Here is an 18,945-nt window from a genome sequence, read left to right on the forward strand (position 1 = left end):
GGTCAGCCCCAAACCGCCGCCGGGGCCAACAAACGCTCGACCGGCGCGCCTTCCTTGAGATGGCCGCTGACGATCTCGGCCACGTCTTCCGGCTTGACCTTGGCGTACATCACGGCATCCGGGTAGACGATCACGGTCGGACCCTGGTCGCAGGCACCCAGGCAGCCGGTGCTAGTGAGGGCGAACTGGCCGTACAACTGGCCTTGCTCGAATTGCTGGGCGAAGGTCTGCAAAACCTGGGCGCAGCCGAGTTGGGCGCAAGAGCCGCGGGGATGGCCCGGCGGGCGGGCCTGGGCGCAGACGAAAACGTGTTTTTGTGGCTTTGGCATGGTGGTGAATCCTCTGGGGACGGTGTTTTGTTATTCGTGTTCCGGCGGCAAGTTGTCCAAAGTCTCACGCAAAGGCGCTAAGGCACAAAGATTTTTGTGTGCTTTTTCCTTGGCGTGGGCAATAGGGACATCGATTACCGCCATACCCTTAGCCGGCCTTTTTGCGGCTGGCCGAGAGGCTGGTTTTCATGCTGTCGAGGGAGATGTTCTTGTTGCCATCCTGCTCCTGAAACACCTTGAATACCTTCTCTTGGGCGGCGGTGGATTTGACGAAATCGTTCAGCGCCTGGATCAGATGGCCCTTGCAGGTTTCCATGGCGGTGGTTTCGTCCATATCGTCCGGGATGGGCGTGCGGCTCAGGTATTGCCCGAAGCGCCGCATGATGTGCAGCCGGTTGACGTGGACCACGCCGGGGTCGTATTCAACGCCGAAGAAATCCAGGAATTGCTCGGTATCGGAGAATCCGGCGATGCGTTCCAAGACAGGGTTCATAAATTGGCCTCCATCAGTGTGGTTCCGGTGATGCGCCGCCGGGCCAGGCTGCCGGACGACTGGGCTTCGCCCGTCGCCTCGCGGTAGAAACCCCGCAGTTCGGCGGCGCTGGGCGTGCGCTTGGTTTGGTTGGCGTGGATGCGGATGCGGCGTAGCAGCACGGCGGCGGTGGTTTCGCTGAGGGCGATGCCGAGTTCGCGGTAGCGCTGGATCACGGCGCGGGAACCCGAGTGCTTGCCCAGCACCATGCGGTGTTCGCGGCCCAGGGTCTTGGGATCGACGCCTTGATAATTCAGGGGGTTTTTCAGAAGGCCATCGACATGGATGCCGGCTTCGTGGGTGAACACGGCCTCGCCGACGATGCTTTTATTCGGCGCGACCGGACGGCCCGAAGCCTGGGCCACCAGGGCGGAAATGGCCCGGAACCGCCCGACATCGATGCCGGTCGGACGCTGGTAGAGCTGATGCAAAGCCATCACGGTTTCTTCCAGGGCGGCATTGCCGGCCCGTTCGCCCAGGCCGTTGACCGTGGTGTTGACGTGGCTGGCCCCGGCCTGGATCGCCACCAGGGTATTGGCGGTGGCGAGGCCGAAATCGTTGTGGGCGTGCATTTCGATTTCGAGATCGACCGCCGCGGCTAAGCGGCGGATACGCTCGAAAGTGGCGATGGGATCGAGGATGCCCAAGGTGTCGGCGAAGCGGAAACGGCGGGCACCGGCTTTTTGGGCGGTTTCCAGTACTTGCAGCAGGAATTCGGGATCGGCGCGGGAAGAATCCTCGCCGCCCACGCACACGTCCATATCGGTCTCGCGGGCGCGGCGGACACAGCGGTCCACCGTGGCCAGCGCCCAGGCGCGGTCGCGGTTGAGTTTATGGCGCAATTGGATGTCGGACACCGGGATCGAGAGATTGACCAGATGGGCACCGCAGCCGGTGGCGGCTTCCAGGTCTGCCTCGCACATTCGGCCCCAGACCATCAGCCGCGACGGCAGGCGCAGCCCGGCGATGGCGGCGATGATGTCCCGCTCTTCCGGCCCCATCGCGGGGATGCCGATTTCCATCTCCGGCACCCCGGCTTCGGCCAGGGCTTGGGCGATGGCGAGCTTTTCCTCCGGATTGAAGGCCACGCCCGCCGTTTGTTCGCCGTCGCGGAGGGTGGTGTCGTTGATGACGGGGTCGCGCGCCATGGCTAGCCCTTCCTCTCTTTCGCCAGATTACGGCTATAGCGGGGGATTTCGACGGTCAGGTCTTCGCCCTTGACGAAGGCTTGGCAGGACAGCCGCGATTGCGCTTCCAAGCCCCAAGCCTTATCCAGCATGTCTTCCTCGTCCTCGTTGGGCCGGTCCAGGGAGTGGTAGCCCTGGCGCACGATGACATGGCAGGTCGAGCAGGCGCAGGCGTGTTCGCAGGCGTGTTCGATTTCTATCTCGGCGGCCAGCAGGGCTTCGCAGAGGGTCTGGCCTTTGCGGGCTTTGACCACCGCACCTTCGGGGCAGAGTTCGGCATGAGGCAGGACGGTGATGTTCGGCATGTCAAACCCCAAGTTCTTCGAGCTTCTGGCCGGTGAGGGCGGTTTTGATGCTTTGGTCCATGCGCTTGGCGGCGAAGGGCAGGCTGGCATCGTTGAGGGCGTCGGCGGCTTGCTTGATCGCCGCCCAATCGGAACCTTCGGTGGTGACGCGCAGGGCTTGCATCCCCTCGGTCAAGACCGCCAGTTCTTCCGCCGTCAGCAGGCCGCTGTCTATGGTCAGCGCCGCCTCGGTGGCTTCCAGCAAGCGGGCGGCTTCGACCTTTTGCTCTTGCAAGCGCCGGGCTTCAATGTCGTCCTGGGCGTGCTGGTAGGAATCCTCGATCATGCGGGTGATGTCGCCATCTTGCAGGCCATAGGAGGGTTTTACCTCGATATGGGCCGCGACTCCGCTGATTTGCTCGGCGGCGGACACGCTCAAAAGCCCGTCGGCATCGACCTGGAACGTGACCCGGACCCGTGCCGCGCCCGCCACCATCGGCGGAATCCCGTGCAACTCGAACCGCGCCAGCGAACGGCATTCGCTCACCAGTTCGCGCTCGCCTTGGACCACATGGATGCTCATGGCGGTCTGGCCGTCTTTCCAGGTGGTGAATTCCTGGGCGCGGGCGATGGGCAGGGTGGCGTTGCGGGGGACGATCTTCTCGGCCAAACCACCCATGGTTTCGATGCCCAAGGATAACGGGATCACGTCGAGCAGCAGCCAATCATCGTCGCCGCGGTTGCCCGCCAGCGCGTTGGCTTGCAGGGCGGCACCGAGGGCGACCACCCGGTCGGGGTCGAGGTTGATCAGCGGCGTCTGCTGGAAGAAATCGGCCACGGCCTTGCGGATGCAAGGCATCCGGGTGGCACCGCCGACCAGGACCACACCCTTCACATCCTCGATGCCCAGGCCGGCATCGCGCAGGGCTTTCCGCACCGGGGACAGCGTGCGCTTGACCAGGCCTTCGGTGAGGCCTTCGAACAGTTCGCGGGTCAGCGGACGTTCCATGGCGGCCCCGTTGGACATCCGCGCCGTGACCTGGGTTTGGGTTTGGTCGGACAAGCGTTCCTTGGCGGCGCGGGCGGCGGTCAGCAAGCGGCGCACATCGCCGGTGGTGGGCGATAGTTCGTTGCCGGTCTCCTTCAGCAGCCAATCGCAGATGGCATGGTCGAAGTCGTCCCCGCCCAGCGCCGGGTCGCCATTGGTGGCCAACACTTCGAACACGCCGCGGGTCAGCTTCAAAATCGAAATATCGAAGGTGCCGCCGCCCAGGTCGTAAACCGCGTATACACCTTCCGCGCCTTGGTCCAGGCCATAGGCCACGGCGGCGGCGGTGGGTTCGTTGAGCAAACGGTAGACTTCCAGCCCCGCCAACTTGGCGGCGTCCTTGGTGGCTTGGCGCTGGGCGTCGTCGAAATAAGCCGGGACGGTGATAACCGCGCCCGCGAGTTCGCCGCCCAAATCCTGTTCCGCCCGGACCTTCAACGCCTTGAGGATTTCCGCCGACACCTGGACCGGGCTGACGATGCCGGCCTGGGTCTCGAACTGGGCCATGCCGGGGGCATCGACGAATTTGTAAGGGGTGCCGGTGCGTTCGGGCAGGTCTTGGCGGGCGCGGCCCATGTAGCGCTTGACCGAGACGAAGGTGTTGGCGGGATCGTCGCTCTGCCAGACGGTGGCGTCGTAGCCCACGTCGATCCGATGGTCGGCGTGGTAATGCACCACCGAGGGCAGTAACACCCGGCCTTGTTCGTCTTCCAGCACGACGGTCTGGCCGTCCTTGACGGTGGCGACCAGGGAATGGGTGGTTCCGAGGTCGATGCCCACCGCGAGCTTGCGCGGTGGGGCTTTCGGCTTGGCACCGGGTTCTAAGATTTGCAGCAGGGCCATCAGTCCTCCAATTCAGCTTGGGCCTGGCCTATGTCGCGGCCTAGCTTTTCCAGGAACGCCAATTGGCGCACTACGTCCGCCGCCGTGGGGTGGCTGCGTTCCACATCGATCAGGGTCGAGAGCGAGGTGAACAAGGTGTCCATCTCTTTCCGCAAACGCGCCGCCAGCCGGTCCAGCCCTTCCAGGCTCTTGAGGGCGCGGGCCTGTTGCAATTCCTCGCGCCATTCGATCTGTTCCAGCAGGAACTCGGTCGGCATCTGGGTATTGCTTTCCTCGGCGGTGTCCACCCCTTGCAGGCGCAGGAGATACCGCGCCCGGTCCAGCGGTTTCTTGAGGGTTTGGTAAGCCTCGTTGGCGAGGGTCGCCCATTGCAGGGACAGGCGTTTTTCGCTGTCGCTCAGGTGCGCGGCCTTGTCGGGATGCACCCGCGCTTGGATTTCCCGGTAATGACGGTCGAGCTGGTCGAGGTCCAACTGGAACGAAACGGGCAGTTGGAACAATTCGAAGTAATCGCGGGTTGCCGCCGGGGTCATCGTCGCACCTTGGTTTTCATGCGGTCTGCGCGGGGCGGGTCGGCGTCGGCCTCACCCGCCCTATGCGCGGAATCGGCGGGTCGCGCCCCGCCCTATGGTCTGCGGCCTAGAGCGTTTCCGGTTTGGGGTTACGCTCAGCCGTAGGGTGGGCATGTATGCCCACTACTCCTGGGCTATCCCGGTGGGCGCGGAATACACGCCCACCGCTATCAATCACGTGAAAATGCCCTAGCGCCGGGGAAAAGGGTTCAAACGGTGAAGCTTTCGCCGCAACCGCACTCGCCCTTGACGTTGGGGTTGTTGAACTTGAAACCTTCGTTCAAGCCTTCCCGCACATAGTCCAGTTCGGTGCCTTCCATATAGGCGAGGCTCTTGGGGTCCACCAGCAGGGTGACGCCGTGGCACTCGAAGGTCTGGTCCTCGGGGGCGGATTCGTCCACGAATTCCAGGGCGTAGGCGAGGCCGGAACACCCGGAGGTCTTCACGGCCACCCGCAACCCCAGCCCGGAACCCCGGGCGTCCAGGTGTTTTTTCACCTGGCGGGCGGCTTTTTCGGTCAAGGTGACAGCCATGGGATGCGCTCCGCTTATTGGGTCTTGGAGGAACAGGTCGTGCCCTCGGCCACCGAGAACGAACTACCGCAGCTACAGGAAGACGCCGCGTTGGGGTTCTTGATGACGAAGCGCGAGCCTTCCAGCCCTTCCTGATAGTCGATTTCCGCGCCCATCAGGTATTGCAGGCTGGCGGCATCGACCATGAGGGTGACACCGTCGGTCTGGACCGTGGTGTCGTCCTCGTTGATGGCTTCCTCGAAGGAAAAGCCGTATTGGAAGCCGGAACAGCCACCGCCCGAGACATAGACCCGCAGCTTGAGATCGGGATTGCCTTCATCGGCGATGAGTTCGGCCACCTTGTTGGCGGCGTTGGCGGTGAAGATCAGCGCGGCGGGCGGCGGCGTCGGGTCTTGGAAATCGGCCAGGGCGTTGATGGCGGTCATGGTGACGGCTCCTAGGATTTGGGAATTAAGCGGCGGTCTTGCAGATGTCGTAGCCCGAGTCGTTGGTGTTGCTCTTGGCGCGGTAGTCGTTGACGGCGGCCTTGATGGCGTCTTCCGCCAACACCGAGCAATGGATTTTCACCGGCGGCAGGGCCAGGGCTTCGGCGATTTGGGAGTTTTTGATGCTGAGGGCCTCGTCGATGCTCTTACCCTTCACCCATTCGGTGACCAGGGAACTGGAGGCGATGGCCGAGCCGCAGCCATAGGTCTTGAACTTGGCGTCCTCGATGATGCCGGCGTCGTTGACCTTGATTTGCAGCTTCATCACATCGCCGCACGCGGGCGCGCCGACGACGCCTGTGCCCACGTCCGAGTCCTGGGTGTCGAGGGTGCCGACGTTGCGGGGATTTTCGTAATGGTCGATGACCTTTTCGTTGTACGCCATGATGGTTCTCCGGGATGGGGGGGTGTAAAGGGGGCCGCTTAGTGCGCCGCGGCCCATTGGACCGAGTTGATGTCGATACCGTCCTTGTACATCTCCCACAGGGGCGAGAGGTCGCGCAGACGCTCGACGGCTTTATGGATCAAGGAAATCGCGTAATCCACGTCCGCTTCGGTGGTGTAGCGGCCGAGGGTGAAGCGTATGGAGCTATGGGCCAGTTCGTCGGTGCGGCCCAGCGCCCTCAGTACATAGGAAGGTTCCAGGCTGGCCGAGGTGCAGGCCGAACCGCTGGACACGGCCAGGTCCTTCAGGGCCATCATCAGGGATTCGCCTTCCACATAGTTGAAGCTGACATTGAGGTTGTGTACGACGCGCTGTTCCAGGTCGCCGTTGATATAAACCTCTTCCATGCCCTGCACGGCGGACAGGAGCTTGTCGCGCAGGAAGCGGATGCGCTCGTTCTCGGCGGCCATTTCCAGGCGGGCCAAGCGGAAGGCTTCGCCCATGCCGACGATCTGATGCGGGGCCAGGGTGCCGGAACGCATCCCGCGCTCATGGCCACCGCCGTGCATCATGGCTTTCAAGCGGATGCGGGGCTGGCGGCGCACATAGAGGGCGCCGATGCCCTTGGGGCCGTAGGTCTTGTGGGCCGAGAACGACATCAGGTCCACCGGAAGCTTCTTCAGGTCGATTTCGACCTTGCCGGTGGATTGCGCCGCATCGACATGGAACACGATGCCGTTGGCGCGGCAGATTTCGCCGATGGCGGCGATGTCCTGGATCACGCCGATCTCGTTGTTGACGTGCATCACCGAGACCAGGATGGTGTCGAGCCGGATCGCGGCTTTGAAGGCGTCGAGGTCGATCAGGCCGTTGGGCAAGGGATCGAGATAAGTCACCTCGAAACCTTGGGCTTCCAGTTCGCGCATGGTATCCAACACCGCCTTGTGTTCGGTATTGACGGTGATGAGGTGTTTGCCTTTGGTTTCGTAGAACTGGGCCGCGCCCTTGATGGCGAGGTTGTCGGATTCGGTCGCGCCCGAGGTCCAGACGATTTCCTTGGGATCGCAATTCACCAGTTTGGCGATTTCCTCGCGGGCTTCCTCCACCGCTTTCTCGGCGGTCCAGCCGAAGCTATGGGAACGGCTGGCGGGATTGCCGAAGGCTTCGGTCAGATAAGGGATCATCTTGTCGGCGACACGCGGATCGACCGGGGTCGTTGCCGAGTAATCGAGATAAATCGGTAATTTCATGGGCTACTCCGGGATCGGTGGGCACAAGCGCCGGGCCATTTTTCTCGAACGGCCAGACTGGCTGGACTGACTTACCCGAAGCAATGGCTGTGCCATGCTTATATTTTATGTAAGCTTTTGATATTAAAGCATATTTTTAGATGTCGCGGGGGTGTGGGATTTGTCGGGTTCCCCACAATGGTGTGTGTGAATGTTGTTTATAGGGTCCGATGCCCACGTGCCGCCGGTCCGCTCCGGGGATGTCGGCGTCCGGGCGGCCCGGCACCGCCCAGGCCGCGGTTTCCCTTGCCGGATACAACCCTGGATTTTCCATCCGGCTACCAGATATGGGGTTTATATTGTGTGATCTATTTCAAATTTTTGTGCCTGGAGGCTGGTAGGAAGCGGGGTAATCGGGCGTTTATAGCATTGATATACGGTGTTTATCGTCAAATTGTATTTGCCGCAGTGCGCGTAGATTGCTATTCTGTATCGCGTTTTGACATAACGTATTTTTAAAGGCCGTGTAAGCGGTTTTATTTTGTCAAAAACCATATTTAAAATAGTCGAAATAGTTGTTTTTTAATACCACCTTATATTGGCGAACAGCCTCTCTTCTTTGGAGGATTGAAGATGAACAATGTAGACATGAAATCGCCCATCAAAACGAACAAGACCCTTCAAACAACCGGCGCTGTTTGTTCCATTTTGCTGGTGATGGCCACAGGTATGGGGACGGCGCGGGCCGGCCTGATTTTCACCTTCGAGGAGGTCGGCTCAGATGTCATGATGACCTCTTCCGGCTCGATCGATACCGCCGGGCTGGTCTCCACGTCTTTCGCGGACTGGGGAGGTACGGGCGTGTATACCGATGGGACGATTGGTTTGATAGGGGGTACGGACGCGGGAGGCATCAACACCAGCTATGCCTTCCACGCCGGGACCGACTTCACGCCTTGGACGACCGGCAACCCGTGGAATGCGTCGTTCTTTGCTTTCAGCTTCGTCGGAACCAAGGGTTTCGCCACCTTTGTGAACGCCGTTGGCGGTGGCTACGATCCGGGGCTGGCCATTAATACGAGCGATTTGGTGGGGTCCGTTTGGACGCCGGACCAGGACTGGACCGCCGCCGGGGAAACCTTCGCCTCCATCGGCCTCAATCCGGGAACCTACACGGTCACCGACAATGTGAGCGGGGAATTCATCACTTTCCAGATCGGCGCGGCTCCCGAACCCGCCACCCTCGCCCTGCTCGGACTGGGCACGTTGGCCTTCGGTATCCGCCGCCGGAGCCAGAATTGGTCCTGATGCCCGGTCTCCAAAAAGGTGCTTCGATCCGCGAGCCCCGGCGGGCCGCCCACGGTTCGCGGTCGAACGCCCCTTCATAGCAAGGACGCATCGGTCCTGGCCGGCCCGCTTGCCTCCATTCCCGCCCCGCTTGTCGGACTCCCGACAAAACCCCACAAACCATCCTGTTTCGTCGCTAACCCCACAGGCTTTCCCGGCCCCGCAAATGCGACGGATTCTCGTTAAGCCTTGATTTTCCAGGATTCGCGGTCTTTGGCACGCTTCCTGTTTATGTCGGATTCGCCGATAGGCCACACGCCCATCCGCACCCACCGTTCCCGACCCGAGGCTGACCGTATGTACATCTGCATCTGCAAGGCCGTGACTGAACGCCAGATCCGCGAGGCCATCGACTCCGGTGCCTGCACCCGCAAGGACATCAGTGCCTGCCTGAAGGCCGGCACGGGCTGCGGCAAGTGCAACCCCGAGATTAACAGCCTGTTGCGGCGCGGGCGTCCGGAGGCGAGGGATTCGTTGTTGGCGCGGGCGGCGGAAGCGGCGGCCTACCCATGGCGCATGGGCGGCGCTGTCCAGGAGGCGCTGTTATAGGAATTGGTCCGCTCCATCCGCTTGTGAAAGCCGGTGGGGTGGGATTGGCTCGTTTGGTTTGTTGACGTTACTGGTTTGGGCGAAAAGCTGCCGCCGTCCTTGGGCATTGGACGGCTAAGGTGTTCGCCACTCGCGCCGCGGTTCGGTTGTCAGGCTGCCGTTCCGCGGCTTTTTTTTGCCCGGACGCCGGACAAAAAAAAGCCGCCCAGGACCGGTCCCCGGACGGCTGCGCGGCCTGGGCCTCAGTGGTGGTGCTGGACGCCGCTATGCACCCGCGCCCCGACGGCGGGCGGCACCGCCCAGGCGAATTCGCCCGCCGGATCGGCGGGCGCGATGGCCTGTTCGGCGAGGAGCTGGTCGGCCAGGTCGGACAGCTTGCTATCGAGGCTCTGGGCCGGGTCGTTGCCGGGATCCTCGAAGCGGTCCAGGGAGATTTCCGGGCCTTCCTCGTCGTCCACCATGAGGATCAGGAACAATTCCTCGATGCCGGGACGGCCATGCACGGTGGCCCTGAAGGTTTCTCCCCGATAAGAAAACTCGCGTACCATGAAAATATCTCCTGATGAATGAAGCGTCGCGCTTGTTTTGTAATGGTTTTGTAACCTTGGCGGATTCCGCCGGGGCGGAATTCTAGCACTAAAAACACGGTTTATTGGAAGTTCCGTAAACGGTTTCCGCCCGGCGCGACCGATGGTTTGGCATAAGGCCCGCCACGGGTTTTGTCACCAATCCGACAAGAGCGACAAATTGTTGGGTTTACGACTAACATTGGCTGTTAATTTTCAATTAAGCTTTTGTTTTTTAACAGAAAATTTTGCTGTCTGATTTGGCATGGGCCATGCCAGTTTTATAAGTTTTGCCGTTAGAAACCACTTATCGGCCCGCTATCGCCCATACGCCTTGGAACCCCCCTGCGCGGACCGGCCCGTCCGGCACCCGCTTTCCGCCGATACCCTAGAGATAAGTATTTCCCATCCGGCCTGCGGCCAAACCGGCGGGATTCCGGCGCGTTGCCGATTCCCGCGGGAGCCTGCGGCCAGCGGAGGGGGAAAACCCTACTTATCGTCGTGTTTGTCGCGAACACTACAAGCCCCGGATTTCCGACAAGCCCCGCTTTCCGCTTTAAAAACAGTGGGATAGAGTGGTTTTTCGGCTAGGCATTGTTATTGCTAGGATGGAGCCATTCCCAGCTTTCCGATCCCGGCACACACGATGGACACCCAACTCGATTGGTCCGCCTACGACAGCTACGGCGATGGCGACGCCTACGCGGCCCTGCCCGCGACCGGCGGTGCCTTCGGCAAGGCGGCGGCGGTCTGTATCGGCAACCGCCAATGCCAGCGCAGCGAAAAAGGCGTGATGTGCCCGAGCTTCCGCGCGACCGGGGACGAGGCCCATTCCACCCGCCACCGCGCCGCCACCCTCAAGGCCGCGCTGAACGGCGAATATGGCGACAAGCCCTTCGTCGGGCCGGAACTCGAAGCCGCGATGGATTTGTGCGTGGGTTGCAAGGGCTGCAAGCGCGAGTGCCCCAACGGCGTGGATATGGCGTTGTTACGGGTCGAGACGATGGCCCAACGCTGGCTGGCCCAAGGCGGAGTGCCCTTGCGGGAGCGCATCCTGGCCAACCTGCCGCAGCTCGCGCCCTGGATGGCGGCTTTGAACGGCCTGATGCGGCTGCGCGAGAAGCTACCCTTTGTCGCCCAACTGGCGGAAAAGCTGTTCGGCATCGCCGCCCAGCGCTCGCTGCCCAAAGGCGCGGCCTGGAGTTTCCTGGGCACGGCCCCGCATGAAGCCGTCGGCGATACGGAAGGCCGCGAAGTGGTCTTGCTGGTCGATACCTTTTCCAACCATTTCGACCCCGAGACGGCGCAAGCCGCACTGGATGTGTTGGTGGCGGGCGGCTACCGCGTGCATATCGCCCGGCCCCCGGCGGGCCAACGGCTGTGCTGTGGCCGCACCTATCTTTCCCAAGGTTTGGTGGCCGAGGCGCGGGCCGAGGCGCTACGCATGGTCGAGACCCTGTGGCCCTATGTGGAACAGGGAATGCCGGTCATCGGCCTGGAACCTTCCTGCCTCCTGATGCTGCGCGACGAGTATTACGCGCTGGGCCTGGGGGCCAACACCGCCGCCGTCGCCAAGGCCGCGCTGCTGTTGGAAGAGTTCCTGGCCCGCGAACACGACGCCAAGCGCCTCAAGCTGGATTTCCAAAGCATGGACGGGGCGCAAGCCGTGATCCACGGCCATTGCCACCAGAAAGCCTTCGGCGCCCTGAAACCCCTGCGCAAGGTCTTGGGCCTGATCCCGGAACTCAAGGTGGAGTTCATCGAATCGAGTTGCTGCGGCATGGCGGGTTCCTTCGGCCTCGAAGCCGAGCATTACGCCATGTCCATGAAGATGGGCGAATTGTCCTTGCTGCCCGCCGTCCGCGCCGCCGCCCCCGAAGCGTGGGTGGTCGCCAATGGCAGCAGTTGCCGCCACCAGATCCGCGATGGCGCCGACCGCGACAGCGTGCATTTCGCCCGCTTGCTCAAGAGCGCCTTGGCCGCCTGAACTGAATAAACATCAATGAGGAAACCCGGATGACGGAGACGACTGGTTATTTCGTGGATTGGGGCGGCAATGCCCGCAGTACCGACACCCCCGGCGGCGGCTACCGCTGCGAGGTGGATATGGTGGCCCGTTATGTGGCGGTGATGTCCAAGAAGGGCGTGTTGATCCACGAAGGCACGTTCTACAAAACCCTCGACGACCTCGCCAAGGCCGGGATCAAGGCCCCGCTGGTCGACGAGTCGGTGCCCTGGTAACGCCGCCATGGCCTACGCCAGCGTTTGCAAACACCGGAATCTGGGCGAAGGGGAAATGGTGCCCTTCACCGTTGAAGGCCAGGAGATTATCTTGGTTTGGCCCGACGGCGGCGAGCTCAAGGCGTTCACCGGCGTGTGTCCCCATGACAACGGCCTGCTGAAATTCGGCGGTTTCAATGGCCGCTTGCTGACCTGCACCTTGCACAACTGGGTGTTCGATGGCCGCAATGGGGAAGGTTTAAGCCCCACGGGTTGCGCCCTGGAAGAGTATCCCCTGCGGATCGAGGAGGGCTGGGTCCAGGTCGACCTGCCCGCGACCGTGGCGGAATGAAATCGATTTTTTGTTCTGTGTTTTTTTAGGCTTAGGAGATTGTGTTGTGGCGACTTACCAAAAATTAAAAGACGACATGTCCGTGTGCGACGGCGATAGGATCGGGGGTTACGCGATGGCGTGCCGGGGCCAGGTCTACCGTTGCACCGCCTGCGGGGCCACCGGCTGCCGCCAGGCCAAGGACCACGCCTGTACCAAACAGGCTTTCACTGTTGCCTTCAAGTGCTACGCCTGCGGGGCCACCGGCCAATACGAAGCCCTAGCTTCCAACCACGCCGCCAGCAAGAGCGCTCCCAGCACGACGGAACGCCTCGCCAACACCGACTGATAGACCCCAAACAACCACGGAGGCGGGGTGGCCATGCATGAATACCTGATGTTGTTGCTGGGCACGGCGTTGGTGAACAACGTGGTGCTGGTCAAGTTCCTGGGGCTGTGCCCGTTCATGGGCGTGTCCAAGAAGCTGGACTCGGCGGTGGGCATGGGCCTCGCCACGACCTTCGTGCTGACCTTGACGGCGGTGGCGAGCTGGGCCATCGAGCGCTTCCTGCTCGATCCCTTCGGCATCGGCTTCCTGCGCATCCTGGCCTTCATCCTGGTCATCGCCGCCGTGGTCCAGTTCACCGAGATGGTGGTCCGCAAGACCAGCCCCGTGCTTTACCAAGTGCTGGGGATTTTCCTGCCGCTGATCACCACCAATTGCGCCGTGCTGGGCGTGGCCTTGCTCAATGTCCAGCAGGAATACGATTTTCTACATAGCGCGCTGTTCGGCTTCGGCTCCGCACTGGGGTTCACCCTGGTCATGGTGATTTTCGCCGGTATCCGGGAGCGGCTGGCCCTGATGAGCGTGCCGGAGGTTTTCGCCGGTTCGCCCATCGCTTTCATCACCGCCGGGATATTGTCCTTGGCTTTCATGGGATTCGCCGGACTCAATACCCACTAATACCCACTTGGAGGAGCCGATCATGTACATCTTGCTTGCCGTCATCAGTCTGACCGCCCTGGGGCTGGGCCTCGGGTTCTTGCTGGGTGCCGCCGCGCGTTACTTCAAGGTCGAGGACAACCCGCTGGTGGAAGAGATCGAACGCATGATGCCCGGTTCCCAATGCGGGCAATGCGGTTATCCCGGTTGCAAGCCGGCTGCCGAGGCTTTGGTGGCGGGGCAAGCTCCGGCCACCCTGTGCCCGCCCGGCGGCATGGCCCTGGCCGAGCAACTGGCGAACAAGCTGTCCCTCGACCTCAACCTCGCCGGGATGGAAGAATTGGTGCCGATGGTGGCCGGGGTCAGCGAGGCGACCTGTATCGGCTGCGCCCGTTGCTCCAAGGCTTGCCCGACCGACGCCATTGTCGGCGCGCCCAAACAGATTCACGCCGTGGTGGCCGATGCTTGCACGGCATGCGGCAAATGCGTGGAGGTCTGCCCCACCGAATGCTTGCAGATGCACCCGGTCAAGACCACGCTCCGTAACTGGCGCTGGGGTAAACCGGTGCTGGTGGAAGTCGGAGCCGGAGCTTGACCATGTTGCTCGACCTCCATTCGCTATGGAATGGACGCCGCAAGATCCGCGGCGGCGTCCATCCCGAAGCCCACAAGCAATCGACCGCCGATAAGCCCATCGTCACCGATTTCCCCTTGCCGGAACGGCTGTACCTGCCTTTGCAGCAGCATTTGGGGCAGCCCGCCGAGCCGGTGGTGAAGGTGGGCGATACCGTGCTGAAAGGCCAATTGGTGGCGGTGGCCCAGGGTCCGGTGTCGGCCCCGGTCCATGCTTCCACCTCCGGCATGGTGGTCGAGATCGCGGACTATCCGGCCCCGCATGTGTCGGGCTTGCCGACGCTGACCCTGGTCCTGGAGCCGGATGGCGAAGATAAATGGATCGAAACCACGGGCGTGGACGATCCCTTCGCCCTGACGCCGGACGAGATTTGCGCGAAGGTCAACGCGGCGGGCATCGTCGGCATGGGCGGCGCGGCTTTCCCCTCGGCCATGAAGCTGAACCTGGGCTGGAAGACCCGCATCCACACCTTGATCATCAATGGCGGCGAATGCGAGCCCTACCTCACCTGCGACGACCGCCTGATGCGCGAACGCGCCCAGGGCATCGTCGAGGGCACGGCCATCATGCGCCATGGCCTGGAAGCACCGAAAGCCGTGGTCGCCATCGAGGACAATAAGCCGGAGGCGTTCCAGGCCATGTCCGCAGCGGCGCGGGATTACCCCGGCGTCGAGGTGGTCCAGGTGCCTTCGCTCTATCCCATGGGCTGGGAAAAGAACCTTGCCACCCATATCACGGGCCTGGAGATTCCCGCCGGGGGCCGTCCGACCGATGTGGGCGTCTTGCTGCACAATGTCGCGACCGCCTATGCCGTGCGCGAGGCCGTCCGCTACGGACGCCCCTTGATTAGCCGGGTGGTCACGGTCAGCGGCCAAGCCCTGGACGAGCCCCGCAATGTGGAAGCGCCCTTGGGGACGTTGCTGTCGGAATTGCTGGATTTCTGCGGCCTGCAACCCGAACACGCCGAGCGCTATGTGATGGGTGGCCCGATGATGGGCGATCCCCTGCCCCGTATCGATGTGCCCGTGGTCAAGAAGACCAGCGGCATCCTGGCCCTGACGCCCGAAGAACTCCGCGCCAACGACACCCGGCCTTGCATCCGTTGCGGCCGTTGCGTCACGGCCTGTCCGGTCGGCCTGCTGCCCTTGGAAATGATGACCCGCATCCGCGCCGGGCAATTCGACGCCGCCGTCGGCTTCGGGCTCAAGGACTGCATCAGTTGTAGTTCCTGCTCTTATGTCTGCCCGTCCAGCATCCCCCTGGTGCAGTATTTCAAATACGCCAACGGCGAACTCATTTCCCGCCAGCAAACCCAGCAGAAGAACGACCACACCAAGCGTCTGGCCGAGGAAAAACAACAGCGGTTGGAACGCGCCAAACAGCGCCGCGCCCAGCCCAAAACGGCGGGAGCCTGAACCATGAGCGCCGTGCGACTCGCCCAGGAAGTCCTGGAAAAAACCGCAAGTCCGGTCCAATCCATCATGGTCCAGGTGGTCATGGCCTTGGTCCCGGCCACGGCCTTCGGCTTGGTGCTGTATGGTTGGCCGGCCTTGTACCTGTTCCTTTCCACCGTGCTATCGGCCCTGCTGTTCGAGGCGCTGTGCCTGAAACTGGCGGGCAAACCGGCTTCCGCCTTCGTCGGCGATGGCTCGGCCTTGCTCACGGGCTGGCTGTTGGCGATGAGCCTGCCGCCCTGGGCACCGTGGTGGATCGGTGTAGCGGGTTCGGCGCTCGCCATCGTGGTGGGCAAACAAGTCTATGGCGGCATCGGCCAGAACCTGTTCAATCCGGCCATGTTCGCGCGGGTGGCTTTACTGGTGTCCTTCCCGTTGGAAATGACCACCTGGGTCAAACCCACCCCGCCCTTCACCGAATTCGCACCGGGCTTGCTGGATGCCCTGTCCATCACTTTCGGCGGGGTCGCGCCCTACGACAGCGTGGCCAGCCCCACCTTGATCGGCTATACCAAAACCGAATTTTCCCAAGGCCGCACCCTGAGCGAGCTTTTAGCCACGGGCAACCTGGGCTTCTTGTCGGCGCTGTTCGGCTGGATGCCCGGCAGCCTGGGCGAAACCGGCTCGCTCTTGATCGCGGGCGGCGGCGCTTGGTTGTTGCGGCAGAAGATCATCACTTGGCAGATTCCGGCGGCCTTGCTGGGTACCGTGGCCTTGCTGTCCACGGGCTTCCATTTCGCCGATAGCGAACATTACTTGAGTCCTTGGCTGCACCTGACTTCCGGCGGCGTGATGCTGGCGGCGTTCTTCATCGCTACCGATTACGTGACCTCGCCCAGCAGCCCGAACGGGCAATTGATCTTCGGCGCGGGCTGCGGGCTGATTATTTTCGCCATTCGCACCTGGGGCGGTTTCCCCGAGGGCGTGGGTTTCGCCGTGCTGCTGATGAATTCCCTAACCCCGGTGATCGACTACTACGTCCGGCCCCGCATCTACGGGCGCGACCTCAAGGGCCGTCCCCTGAAACTCCCGGAGAACAAGCCATGATCGCCATCGACCGGGCGGCGGCGCGGGAATACGCCACCGAACTCTGGACCAAGCTACGCAAGCAATTCGACGACCTTGACGCCCTACGCCAGCGCCTGGATTATCAAACCTATATGTTGGCGGCTTGCGGGCTGGTCGCCAGCCTGTTGCTGGGTTTCGGGGATTTGGCGACCAAGGGTTCCATCGAACTGCGGCAAGCCGAGGACTTGCAGGCCACGCTGGGCCAAGTCTTGCCGCCCGAGCTTTACGACAACGACCTTCTGGCCCAACCGCGCACGCTGACCTCGTCGGTGGCGGAAACCGGCTCCGAATCGACCCAGGTCTATGTCGCGACGAAAGGCGGCGCAGTCACCGGCGTGGCCTTCAAGATGATCGCCCAGGGCGGTTATGCCGGTCCCATCACCCTGATGCTGGGCCTGGACCGCGACGGCAAGATTCTCGGCACGCGGGTCGTCGCCCACGCCGAAACCCCCGGCCTCGGCGATAAGGTCGAAGCCGCCAAATCCGACTGGATTTTCAAATTCACGGGCCGCTCCCTCGACAACACCCCGCCCACGGCGTGGAAGGTCAAGAAGGACGGCGGCGACTTCGACCAGTTCGCGGGCGCGACCATCACCCCCAGGGCCGTGGTCCGGGGGGTCGAGGGCGGTTTGAAATTCTTCGCCGCCCACCGCCAGGAACTCCTGTCCACCCCACCCGAGCAGGCCCAGCCATGATCGACAATTACAACCGGCTCGCCAAGGAAGCCTTGTGGAGCAACAACATCGTTTTCAGCCAGAGCATTGCGCTGTGCCCCCTGTTGGCGGTCACTGGTACGACCACCAACGGGTTGGGCATGGGGCTGGCCACCACCGCCGTCCTCATCGCCTGCAACGGCCTGATTTCCTATGCGCGGCGCTTGATCCCGCCGGAAATCCGTATTCCCGTGTTCGTGGTGATGATCGCCATGGTGGTGACTTTGGTGGACATGGTGATGAACGCCTGGATGCACGAATTGCACAAGGTTTTGGGCTTGTTCATCCCCTTGATCGTGACCAACTGCGCCATCCTGGGCCGGGCCGAAGCCTACGCCTCGCGCAATCCGGTGCCGTTGGCCTTGTACGATGGTTTGGTGATGGGGATGGGGTTTACCCTGGCCTTGGTGATCCTGGGCGCGGCGCGGGAAATCCTGGGCGCGGGCACTTTGTTCGCCAATGCCTCGCTACTGCTGGGCCAGGGTTTCGCCTGGCTGGAAACCACCCTTATCAAGGATTACCGCGGCTTCCTGCTGATGGCCTTGCCGCCGGGTGGTTTCCTGATGCTGGGCTTCATCCTGGCGGGCAAGAACCTGTTGGATCGACGCCTCGCCCAGAAACCCGCCCCGGTCGCGGTGGCCGAGCAACCGCTGGCCGGTTCCACTTGATTCCGACATAGAAGGAGGACGCGATGCAAATCGGCGTGTGTTACGCGCATGCGGAACAGCAAGTCTGGATGCGCCTGGATGTGCCAGAGAACATCCGGGTCGAGGAAGCCATCTTGAAATCCGGCATCCTCAAACGTTTCCCGGAAATCGATTTGAAGAAACAGAAGGTCGGCATCTTCGGCAAGCTGGTGAAGCTGGACGCCGAGGTGAAGGAAGGCGACCGTATCGAAATCTACCGCCCCATCACCGCCGACCTCAAGACCGTCAAGCGCCGCAAGTTCTCCGACGACGATGACGACGACGACGATTGAGACCCGCTCCCACCGGAATCATAAGAATATCCACAACAAACAGGCCCACCATGAAAGGCGATAGCAAAGTCATCGAATACCTGAATCGCGTGCTGACCAACGAGTTGACCGCGATCAACCAGTATTTCCTCCATGCCCGGATGTTCAAGCACTGGGGGCTGAAAAAGCTCGACGAGAAGGAATACCGCGAATCCATCGACGAGATGAAGCACGCCGACAAGTTGATCGAGCGCATCCTGTTCCTGGAGGGGCTCCCCAACCTGCAAGACCTCGGCAGGCTCAAGATCGGCGAGAACACCCAGGAAATGCTGGAATGCGATTTGGCCTTGGAATACGACGCGCTGCCGACGCTCAGGGAAGCCATCGTTTATTGCGAGCAGGTCCAGGACTTCATAAGCCGGGAATTGTTCGAGCATATCCTCGAAAGCGAGGAAGAACACGTCGATTGGCTGGAAACCCAATTGGAGCTGATCGTGAAGATCGGCATCCAGAATTACCAGCAGTCCATGATGTAACCGCTGTCATAGCGAAAAGGCGCATTCCGGGCGGCTTAGGCCGCCCTTTTTTTTGCCACGATTCATCATTCCGCGAAATTTTCCGGCCCAATCCCCAGGCATCTCTTTCGATTGGGGGACGCATCTACAGGATTCCAGGTTGGCCGGACTCTACTCTTCCTGGCGGGCGCTCCGCCGCCGCCTTCCCGCCAACTATGGC

25 protein-coding genes are annotated in these 18,945 nt (G+C 62.1%); 14 read left to right on the top strand and 11 right to left on the bottom strand.

Features of this window, described 5'->3' with window-relative positions; genetic code table 11:
• Window positions 1-2: 2 nt before the first annotated feature.
• The 10 genes from B9N93_RS22500 to B9N93_RS22545 all read right to left on the bottom strand — a co-directional run bounded on the left by B9N93_RS22500 (window position 3) and on the right by B9N93_RS22545 (window position 7,448).
• Window positions 3-329: a (2Fe-2S) ferredoxin domain-containing protein gene (locus B9N93_RS22500; RefSeq protein ID WP_085216625.1), complete on the bottom strand. Its 327-nt coding sequence runs from the start codon at window positions 327-329 to the stop codon at window positions 3-5.
• A 148-nt stretch (window positions 330-477) separates the two neighbouring features.
• On the bottom strand, window positions 478-822 hold the full coding sequence (gene nifW, locus B9N93_RS22505) for a nitrogenase-stabilizing/protective protein NifW (protein ID WP_085216626.1): 345 nt from the start codon (window positions 820-822) through the stop codon (window positions 478-480).
• Entirely contained in the window at window positions 819-2,009 is a 1,191-nt protein-coding gene (gene nifV, locus B9N93_RS22510) for a homocitrate synthase (RefSeq protein WP_085216627.1), read from the bottom strand. The genes nifW and nifV overlap by 4 nt, the downstream gene beginning before the upstream one ends.
• A gap of 2 nt (window positions 2,010-2,011) precedes the next feature.
• Window positions 2,012-2,353, bottom strand: a complete 342-nt coding sequence (gene fdx / locus B9N93_RS22515; RefSeq protein ID WP_085216628.1) for an ISC system 2Fe-2S type ferredoxin — start codon at window positions 2,351-2,353, stop codon at window positions 2,012-2,014.
• 1 nt (window position 2,354) lies between these two features.
• A complete protein-coding gene (gene hscA, locus B9N93_RS22520; RefSeq protein ID WP_085216629.1) occupies window positions 2,355-4,223 on the bottom strand; it encodes a Fe-S protein assembly chaperone HscA in 1,869 nt (622 codons plus the stop codon).
• Window positions 4,223-4,756, bottom strand: coding sequence for a Fe-S protein assembly co-chaperone HscB (gene hscB, locus B9N93_RS22525; protein WP_085216630.1), 534 nt, complete (start codon window positions 4,754-4,756; stop codon window positions 4,223-4,225). The genes hscA and hscB overlap by 1 nt, the downstream gene beginning before the upstream one ends.
• A gap of 248 nt (window positions 4,757-5,004) precedes the next feature.
• Entirely contained in the window at window positions 5,005-5,328 is a 324-nt protein-coding gene (gene iscA, locus B9N93_RS22530; protein ID WP_085216631.1) for an iron-sulfur cluster assembly protein IscA, read from the bottom strand.
• A 14-nt stretch (window positions 5,329-5,342) separates the two neighbouring features.
• Window positions 5,343-5,753 (bottom strand): iron-sulfur cluster insertion protein ErpA, encoded by a 411-nt coding sequence (erpA, locus tag B9N93_RS22535; protein WP_085216632.1) that lies wholly within the window; start codon window positions 5,751-5,753, stop codon window positions 5,343-5,345.
• 25 nt (window positions 5,754-5,778) lie between these two features.
• On the bottom strand, window positions 5,779-6,198 hold the full coding sequence (gene iscU, locus B9N93_RS22540; protein WP_085216633.1) for a Fe-S cluster assembly scaffold IscU: 420 nt from the start codon (window positions 6,196-6,198) through the stop codon (window positions 5,779-5,781).
• A gap of 38 nt (window positions 6,199-6,236) precedes the next feature.
• Window positions 6,237-7,448 carry an IscS subfamily cysteine desulfurase gene (locus B9N93_RS22545; protein ID WP_085216634.1) on the bottom strand — a complete coding sequence of 404 codons (1,212 nt, stop codon included), beginning with the start codon at window positions 7,446-7,448 and terminating at the stop codon, window positions 6,237-6,239.
• Between the two features lie 612 nt (window positions 7,449-8,060).
• On the opposite strand from B9N93_RS22545, the gene B9N93_RS22550 reads away from it, so the two are divergent.
• Window positions 8,061-8,735: a PEP-CTERM sorting domain-containing protein gene (locus B9N93_RS22550; protein ID WP_085216635.1), complete on the top strand. Its 675-nt coding sequence runs from the start codon at window positions 8,061-8,063 to the stop codon at window positions 8,733-8,735.
• A 336-nt stretch (window positions 8,736-9,071) separates the two neighbouring features.
• Window positions 9,072-9,323: a (2Fe-2S)-binding protein gene (locus B9N93_RS22555; RefSeq protein WP_085216636.1), complete on the top strand. Its 252-nt coding sequence runs from the start codon at window positions 9,072-9,074 to the stop codon at window positions 9,321-9,323.
• Between the two features lie 242 nt (window positions 9,324-9,565).
• On the opposite strand, the gene B9N93_RS22560 is transcribed toward B9N93_RS22555, so the two are convergent.
• Complete coding sequence (locus tag B9N93_RS22560; RefSeq protein WP_085216637.1) at window positions 9,566-9,871, bottom strand: hypothetical protein; 306 nt, start codon at window positions 9,869-9,871, stop codon at window positions 9,566-9,568.
• Window positions 9,872-10,535: 664 nt separating this feature from the next.
• Here B9N93_RS22560 and B9N93_RS22565 point away from each other — a divergent pair.
• From B9N93_RS22565 to bfr, 12 genes are read left to right on the top strand one after another with little or no spacing between them, the layout of a single operon-like run.
• Window positions 10,536-11,876, top strand: coding sequence for a (Fe-S)-binding protein (locus B9N93_RS22565; RefSeq protein WP_085216638.1), 1,341 nt, complete (start codon window positions 10,536-10,538; stop codon window positions 11,874-11,876).
• A gap of 29 nt (window positions 11,877-11,905) precedes the next feature.
• Window positions 11,906-12,130, top strand: coding sequence for a hypothetical protein (locus B9N93_RS22570; protein WP_085216639.1), 225 nt, complete (start codon window positions 11,906-11,908; stop codon window positions 12,128-12,130).
• 7 nt (window positions 12,131-12,137) lie between these two features.
• Window positions 12,138-12,461 (top strand): Rieske 2Fe-2S domain-containing protein, encoded by a 324-nt coding sequence (locus B9N93_RS22575; RefSeq protein WP_085216640.1) that lies wholly within the window; start codon window positions 12,138-12,140, stop codon window positions 12,459-12,461.
• A gap of 46 nt (window positions 12,462-12,507) precedes the next feature.
• A complete protein-coding gene (locus tag B9N93_RS22580; protein WP_085216641.1) occupies window positions 12,508-12,789 on the top strand; it encodes a hypothetical protein in 282 nt (93 codons plus the stop codon).
• Between the two features lie 33 nt (window positions 12,790-12,822).
• Entirely contained in the window at window positions 12,823-13,404 is a 582-nt protein-coding gene (rsxA, locus tag B9N93_RS22585; RefSeq protein WP_085216642.1) for an electron transport complex subunit RsxA, read from the top strand.
• Between the two features lie 22 nt (window positions 13,405-13,426).
• A complete protein-coding gene (locus B9N93_RS22590) occupies window positions 13,427-13,978 on the top strand; it encodes an RnfABCDGE type electron transport complex subunit B (protein WP_085216643.1) in 552 nt (183 codons plus the stop codon).
• Between the two features lie 2 nt (window positions 13,979-13,980).
• Window positions 13,981-15,432 carry an electron transport complex subunit RsxC gene (rsxC, locus tag B9N93_RS22595; RefSeq protein WP_085216644.1) on the top strand — a complete coding sequence of 484 codons (1,452 nt, stop codon included), beginning with the start codon at window positions 13,981-13,983 and terminating at the stop codon, window positions 15,430-15,432.
• A 3-nt stretch (window positions 15,433-15,435) separates the two neighbouring features.
• Complete coding sequence (locus B9N93_RS22600; RefSeq protein WP_085216645.1) at window positions 15,436-16,518, top strand: RnfABCDGE type electron transport complex subunit D; 1,083 nt, start codon at window positions 15,436-15,438, stop codon at window positions 16,516-16,518.
• The gene (gene rsxG / locus B9N93_RS22605) at window positions 16,515-17,234 is read left to right on the top strand and encodes an electron transport complex subunit RsxG (protein WP_085216646.1); all 720 of its coding nucleotides are present in this window, start codon (window positions 16,515-16,517) and stop codon (window positions 17,232-17,234) included. Before B9N93_RS22600 ends, rsxG begins: the two co-directional genes overlap by 4 nt.
• Window positions 17,231-17,920, top strand: a complete 690-nt coding sequence (locus B9N93_RS22610) for an electron transport complex subunit E (RefSeq protein WP_085216647.1) — start codon at window positions 17,231-17,233, stop codon at window positions 17,918-17,920. Before rsxG ends, B9N93_RS22610 begins: the two co-directional genes overlap by 4 nt.
• A 23-nt stretch (window positions 17,921-17,943) precedes the next feature.
• Window positions 17,944-18,231 (top strand): RnfH family protein, encoded by a 288-nt coding sequence (locus B9N93_RS22615; RefSeq protein ID WP_085216648.1) that lies wholly within the window; start codon window positions 17,944-17,946, stop codon window positions 18,229-18,231.
• Window positions 18,232-18,281: 50 nt separating this feature from the next.
• A complete protein-coding gene (gene bfr, locus B9N93_RS22620) occupies window positions 18,282-18,746 on the top strand; it encodes a bacterioferritin (protein WP_085216649.1) in 465 nt (154 codons plus the stop codon).
• Window positions 18,747-18,945 lie beyond the last annotated feature (199 nt).

The organism is Methylomagnum ishizawai (genome assembly GCF_900155475.1).
Classification (GTDB): Bacteria; Pseudomonadota; Gammaproteobacteria; order Methylococcales; family Methylococcaceae; genus Methylomagnum; species Methylomagnum ishizawai_A.

Coding starts and splice junctions, on each gene's coding strand:
- B9N93_RS22500 (WP_085216625.1), bottom strand. CDS start 329: ATGCCAAAGCCACAAAAACACGTTTTCGTCTGCGCCCAGGCCCGCCCG.
- nifW (WP_085216626.1), bottom strand. CDS start 822: ATGAACCCTGTCTTGGAACGCATCGCCGGATTCTCCGATACCGAGCAA.
- nifV (WP_085216627.1), bottom strand. CDS start 2,009: ATGGCGCGCGACCCCGTCATCAACGACACCACCCTCCGCGACGGCGAA.
- fdx (WP_085216628.1), bottom strand. CDS start 2,353: ATGCCGAACATCACCGTCCTGCCTCATGCCGAACTCTGCCCCGAAGGT.
- hscA (WP_085216629.1), bottom strand. CDS start 4,223: ATGGCCCTGCTGCAAATCTTAGAACCCGGTGCCAAGCCGAAAGCCCCA.
- hscB (WP_085216630.1), bottom strand. CDS start 4,756: ATGACCCCGGCGGCAACCCGCGATTACTTCGAATTGTTCCAACTGCCC.
- iscA (WP_085216631.1), bottom strand. CDS start 5,328: ATGGCTGTCACCTTGACCGAAAAAGCCGCCCGCCAGGTGAAAAAACAC.
- erpA (WP_085216632.1), bottom strand. CDS start 5,753: ATGACCGCCATCAACGCCCTGGCCGATTTCCAAGACCCGACGCCGCCG.
- iscU (WP_085216633.1), bottom strand. CDS start 6,198: ATGGCGTACAACGAAAAGGTCATCGACCATTACGAAAATCCCCGCAAC.
- B9N93_RS22545 (WP_085216634.1), bottom strand. CDS start 7,448: ATGAAATTACCGATTTATCTCGATTACTCGGCAACGACCCCGGTCGAT.
- B9N93_RS22550 (WP_085216635.1), top strand. CDS start 8,061: ATGAACAATGTAGACATGAAATCGCCCATCAAAACGAACAAGACCCTT.
- B9N93_RS22555 (WP_085216636.1), top strand. CDS start 9,072: ATGTACATCTGCATCTGCAAGGCCGTGACTGAACGCCAGATCCGCGAG.
- B9N93_RS22560 (WP_085216637.1), bottom strand. CDS start 9,871: ATGGTACGCGAGTTTTCTTATCGGGGAGAAACCTTCAGGGCCACCGTG.
- B9N93_RS22565 (WP_085216638.1), top strand. CDS start 10,536: ATGGACACCCAACTCGATTGGTCCGCCTACGACAGCTACGGCGATGGC.
- B9N93_RS22570 (WP_085216639.1), top strand. CDS start 11,906: ATGACGGAGACGACTGGTTATTTCGTGGATTGGGGCGGCAATGCCCGC.
- B9N93_RS22575 (WP_085216640.1), top strand. CDS start 12,138: ATGGCCTACGCCAGCGTTTGCAAACACCGGAATCTGGGCGAAGGGGAA.
- rsxA (WP_085216642.1), top strand. CDS start 12,823: ATGCATGAATACCTGATGTTGTTGCTGGGCACGGCGTTGGTGAACAAC.
- B9N93_RS22590 (WP_085216643.1), top strand. CDS start 13,427: ATGTACATCTTGCTTGCCGTCATCAGTCTGACCGCCCTGGGGCTGGGC.
- rsxC (WP_085216644.1), top strand. CDS start 13,981: ATGTTGCTCGACCTCCATTCGCTATGGAATGGACGCCGCAAGATCCGC.
- B9N93_RS22600 (WP_085216645.1), top strand. CDS start 15,436: ATGAGCGCCGTGCGACTCGCCCAGGAAGTCCTGGAAAAAACCGCAAGT.
- rsxG (WP_085216646.1), top strand. CDS start 16,515: ATGATCGCCATCGACCGGGCGGCGGCGCGGGAATACGCCACCGAACTC.
- B9N93_RS22610 (WP_085216647.1), top strand. CDS start 17,231: ATGATCGACAATTACAACCGGCTCGCCAAGGAAGCCTTGTGGAGCAAC.
- B9N93_RS22615 (WP_085216648.1), top strand. CDS start 17,944: ATGCAAATCGGCGTGTGTTACGCGCATGCGGAACAGCAAGTCTGGATG.
- bfr (WP_085216649.1), top strand. CDS start 18,282: ATGAAAGGCGATAGCAAAGTCATCGAATACCTGAATCGCGTGCTGACC.